The 3,476-nt window shown below is 34.4% G+C and carries 7 protein-coding genes and 1 tRNA gene; all 8 read right to left on the bottom strand.

What is annotated here, in order from left to right; translation table 11 throughout:
- Nucleotides 1–119: 119 nt before the first annotated feature.
- The 8 genes from BD31_RS06525 to BD31_RS06560 all read right to left on the bottom strand — a co-directional run bounded on the left by BD31_RS06525 (nt 120) and on the right by BD31_RS06560 (nt 3,377).
- Nucleotides 120–368: a hypothetical protein gene (locus BD31_RS06525; RefSeq protein WP_008300276.1), complete on the bottom strand. Its 249-nt coding sequence runs from the start codon at nt 366–368 to the stop codon at nt 120–122.
- A 191-nt stretch (nt 369–559) separates the two neighbouring features.
- Nucleotides 560–633 (bottom strand) — tRNA-Asn (locus tag BD31_RS06530).
- 71 nt (nt 634–704) lie between these two features.
- Nucleotides 705–992 carry a hypothetical protein gene (locus tag BD31_RS06535; RefSeq protein ID WP_008300267.1) on the bottom strand — a complete coding sequence of 96 codons (288 nt, stop codon included), beginning with the start codon at nt 990–992 and terminating at the stop codon, nt 705–707.
- A gap of 17 nt (nt 993–1,009) precedes the next feature.
- Nucleotides 1,010–1,567: a 50S ribosomal protein L6 gene (locus tag BD31_RS06540; RefSeq protein WP_008300272.1), complete on the bottom strand. Its 558-nt coding sequence runs from the start codon at nt 1,565–1,567 to the stop codon at nt 1,010–1,012.
- The gene (locus tag BD31_RS06545) at nt 1,557–1,949 is read right to left on the bottom strand and encodes a 30S ribosomal protein S8 (protein WP_008300278.1); all 393 of its coding nucleotides are present in this window, start codon (nt 1,947–1,949) and stop codon (nt 1,557–1,559) included. Before BD31_RS06545 ends, BD31_RS06540 begins: the two co-directional genes overlap by 11 nt.
- A 6-nt stretch (nt 1,950–1,955) precedes the next feature.
- Nucleotides 1,956–2,135: a 30S ribosomal protein S14 gene (locus BD31_RS06550; RefSeq protein WP_008300270.1), complete on the bottom strand. Its 180-nt coding sequence runs from the start codon at nt 2,133–2,135 to the stop codon at nt 1,956–1,958.
- The gene (locus BD31_RS06555) at nt 2,135–2,656 is read right to left on the bottom strand and encodes a 50S ribosomal protein L5 (RefSeq protein ID WP_008300280.1); all 522 of its coding nucleotides are present in this window, start codon (nt 2,654–2,656) and stop codon (nt 2,135–2,137) included. The genes BD31_RS06550 and BD31_RS06555 overlap by 1 nt, the downstream gene beginning before the upstream one ends.
- A 4-nt stretch (nt 2,657–2,660) precedes the next feature.
- Nucleotides 2,661–3,377, bottom strand: coding sequence for a 30S ribosomal protein S4e (locus tag BD31_RS06560; RefSeq protein ID WP_008300274.1), 717 nt, complete (start codon nt 3,375–3,377; stop codon nt 2,661–2,663).
- Nucleotides 3,378–3,476: the final 99 nt, after the last annotated feature.

The following is a 3,476-nucleotide window of genomic DNA, read 5'->3' on the forward strand; positions in this document are numbered from 1 at the left end:
GGATCATCTTGACGTAAAACAAAAAATGCAATTATGCCCCCTATAACTCCGAAAAATATTGGTAACAAAAATCATGCATTGCTTCTTGACCTATCTGGATATGACATGTTCTGTCTCTATTATTTGGCAATAATTGCTTTCTTCTGTAATTGTGTAATTTCAATCTCAACTGTCTCCAAGGGATCTTCAACCTGATTCCGTTTAATTGAGAACATTTTTGGTTTTTCAAAGTCTTCTGTACAATCAGGACATGCATAAACTAACACTCTGTGTTCGTTTGGAGCTTTTGGGTTGGATAATCTGGGATAATATACTAGTCTTGAACCACAATCAACACAATACCTGTTGGCCCTTCTAGTTCTGACCAATGTAACCCTCCTGCATTATTCTAAATATGCGATCATCTATTAGATCTATGTTGTCTAATAGAGTAAACCAATTACTATCAACCGATCAATCTTTCTATATTCGAATTTAGAAACATGGTAAATTTAGAGAGGAAAATTAATCCCTAATTTGAAAATACATTATTTCTAAATTCGAGTTTAGAAATAATACGCGCCTCCCATCAGACTTGAACTGATGGCCATCCGATTAACAGTCGGATGCTCTACCACGCTGAGCTAGGGAGGCACAAGATTGTACCTTGGTAAAAGTGATTTAATCTTTGCGACGATTCAATTTAGAGCAAAATACTTGTCATGCTAATTGAATTTAGCAAAAAACTCTCTGATTTCTTTTGAATGACTTTCAACAAGTTCAATAATTTCAAGATGTTCATCAGCTGTGGGTTCTCTCTGATGAACCACTTGAAACGCACTAAGTGCGGAACCTACCATTTCTCCTACAAAAAAACCACATAGAAAATCCCCAATGTTTGCACAATTCCAAGTATCTCCAATTCTTGGCGAAGCTCCTGCTGATTTGTACAACTCTAATGTCTGTTCTATTAAATTAGTAGTTTGTTTTGAAAATTCAGGATCAAGGGTCATTAGAAAAACTAGAAATTTTATTTTTCTAATCCTTTTTTCTTCTCAAAGGCATATACACCATCTAAGAATACTCTATGATCTTTGTTTTTGACTTTGGTTTTTAGTTCAATATTTGCTGCTGTTTGTGTGATGTCTGTCCATACTTCTCCTGTAAGTATTACATCTTCTCCTTTTGGAATAACTTTGGTGTTTCCAACAATATGTGTAATTCTTGCTGCACGTTCTCCTTGGAAGTTCTCAATTAAAATTTTCTTTCCTTCTACTTTAACGGTGATAGGAAAGTGTGCATAAACAACTTTCATTTTAATTGTGTATCCGTCAATTAGACCTTCACAAATATTTCTGATAATTGATCTTGCAGTATGTAAAATTGCATAATCTTTTTTTCTATCTCCAATTGCTTTAAGCAATACTTTACCATCTGTAATTTCTATATTGACTGGAATGCTGCGAAAATTCTTGTGGGTTTTACCTAAGGGACCAACAAATGACAACATGTGTTTGTTTAACGTGATGGTTACTCCATCTGGTATTTCTACCTCATCTTGGAATTTTTCAAGTTGACTAGTAGACATATCCTATCAAAAATCCTCCAATTCCTTTTTCTGCGGCTTCATGGTGAGACATTACTCCCTGATTAGTTGTAACAAGAAGCATACCTCTATCATATGCTGGTAAGTATTGCTGTTCCCAATTATTATATTCATCATTTTTCACTTTGAATCTGGGGGAAATTGCTCCACATTTTGTAACTTTAGCCAATAGTTTAATTTTGAATTTTCCACCTCTTTTATCGTCGACATGTTCGAATTCTCCAATATATCCTGATTTTTGGAGTGTTTTTAGCACTTCAATTCCGAGTTTTGAAGTTGGAAGAATAACACATTCTTGTTTTCTTCGTGTTTCGTTGTTGTAAATTGTGACAAATAGATTTGCTAAAACATTAGTTGCTGGCATGATATATCACTTATTTTTCCTGAACCCTAAAGATGTTGCTACTTCTCTGAAGCATCGTCTGCATAGCATTAAATCATATTTTTGAATGACTGCTGTATAATCACCACATCTTTTACACCATCTAGAACCTCTTCCGAAATCATGTTTCTTCCTTCCTGTGGCCTCATATGATCTATCTTTTGCCATTATGTTACGGTCACTCCAAACTCTTTTGTTAGATATTCCTTTGCTTCTTTACTTGAAATGATATGTGTTTTTCCAACACGTGCTTTGTGCTTACTTCTAGTTCTTATGCCATATCCTGGTCTAGTTAGTGTAATTGAAATTCCTAATCCCAAAATTCCTATTTGAGGATCATATTTTACATCTGGAATATCTATGTGCTCTTTAATTCCAAATGAAAAATTTCCAAAATTATCAAATGATTTACCGTTAACTGTATTTCCTTTAGCCTCTAATAGTCTTTTTAATAATGCAATTGCATCATCACCACGAACTGTTACAGCTGCCCCTATTGGTTCTCCTTTTCTAACTCCCCAATCTCTTTGGGTTTCTTTCGCATTTCGTGCGGATGATTTTTTTCCTGAAATTTGATCAAGTGCTTTTCTTGCAATATTGATCACATCACCTGATTTTCCGACACCCATGTTGAGAACAACCTTCTCTAGTGAGATTTTTTTCATTGGGGATTCTGTTATTTGAGACATATTATCACTTTAATTGAATTATTGGTTCCTCTTTTCCTATAGGCATTATGATGTCAGCTGGAATTTCAATTTTTTTATCACTAAGAGCAAGAATTATTCTTTTAGGAAGAATGAATGTTCCTTCTTCAATAGTTTCTATCTTGCCAATTTGTCCTGCATTATTTCCTCGTGTTACTAAACCTTGACTACCTTCTTCCAGTTTTATTGTTTCAAGAATTTTTACATCTGGAATTTGTATTAAGCATGCATCACCTACATTTACTTTGCTTTCTGAAATTATTGAACGACCATCATGGAACCCTATTTGTAATCTTCCTTTACTAATTGTGGTTTTACTAACAACTCTGACAAGTTTTTTAGATTTTTCTGATTCATTGATCTTTATTGGTCTTAGCAGTTTTTCTTCTGTTGGAACTAGACGATAAACATCTGAAACATTTTCTAATTCTATTACATCCATTAATCCAATTGCATGATGAAGTGATTTTCTTACTACTCCATCTATCTTTACTTTTCCTGAATAAATTGCACTTTTTGCTTCTCTGAGACTCGTTACTATTTTTAACACATCTCTTAGAAATACTGCTGTTGGTACGGCCTGGCTCTTTTTATGTGGACCTGGCTTTACTGTAATCACAAATCGCTTGTCTTTTCTGGCAATTCCCCAAAACTGTGGTGCCATTTGTCGTTTGAGTTTTTTACTTCCTGCTATGCTTACCATTATTCGTCTACCTCTTTTTTGGTTTTATCTGCCACTTTTGTTTCTTTAGGGGCCTCTTCCTCTGTTTTGTTTGGGGTGGTTTTTGGTTGTTTTCTTGGA

The organism is Candidatus Nitrosopumilus salarius BD31 (genome assembly GCF_000242875.2).
In the GTDB taxonomy this organism is placed as follows: domain Archaea; phylum Thermoproteota; class Nitrososphaeria; order Nitrososphaerales; family Nitrosopumilaceae; genus Nitrosopumilus; species Nitrosopumilus salarius.

Coding starts and splice junctions, on each gene's coding strand:
- BD31_RS06535 (WP_008300267.1), bottom strand. CDS start 992: ATGACCCTTGATCCTGAATTTTCAAAACAAACTACTAATTTAATAGAA.
- BD31_RS06540 (WP_008300272.1), bottom strand. CDS start 1,567: ATGTCTACTAGTCAACTTGAAAAATTCCAAGATGAGGTAGAAATACCA.
- BD31_RS06545 (WP_008300278.1), bottom strand. CDS start 1,949: ATGCCAGCAACTAATGTTTTAGCAAATCTATTTGTCACAATTTACAAC.
- BD31_RS06550 (WP_008300270.1), bottom strand. CDS start 2,135: ATGGCAAAAGATAGATCATATGAGGCCACAGGAAGGAAGAAACATGAT.
- BD31_RS06560 (WP_008300274.1), bottom strand. CDS start 3,377: ATGGTAAGCATAGCAGGAAGTAAAAAACTCAAACGACAAATGGCACCA.
- BD31_RS06555 (WP_008300280.1), bottom strand. CDS start 2,656: ATGTCTCAAATAACAGAATCCCCAATGAAAAAAATCTCACTAGAGAAG.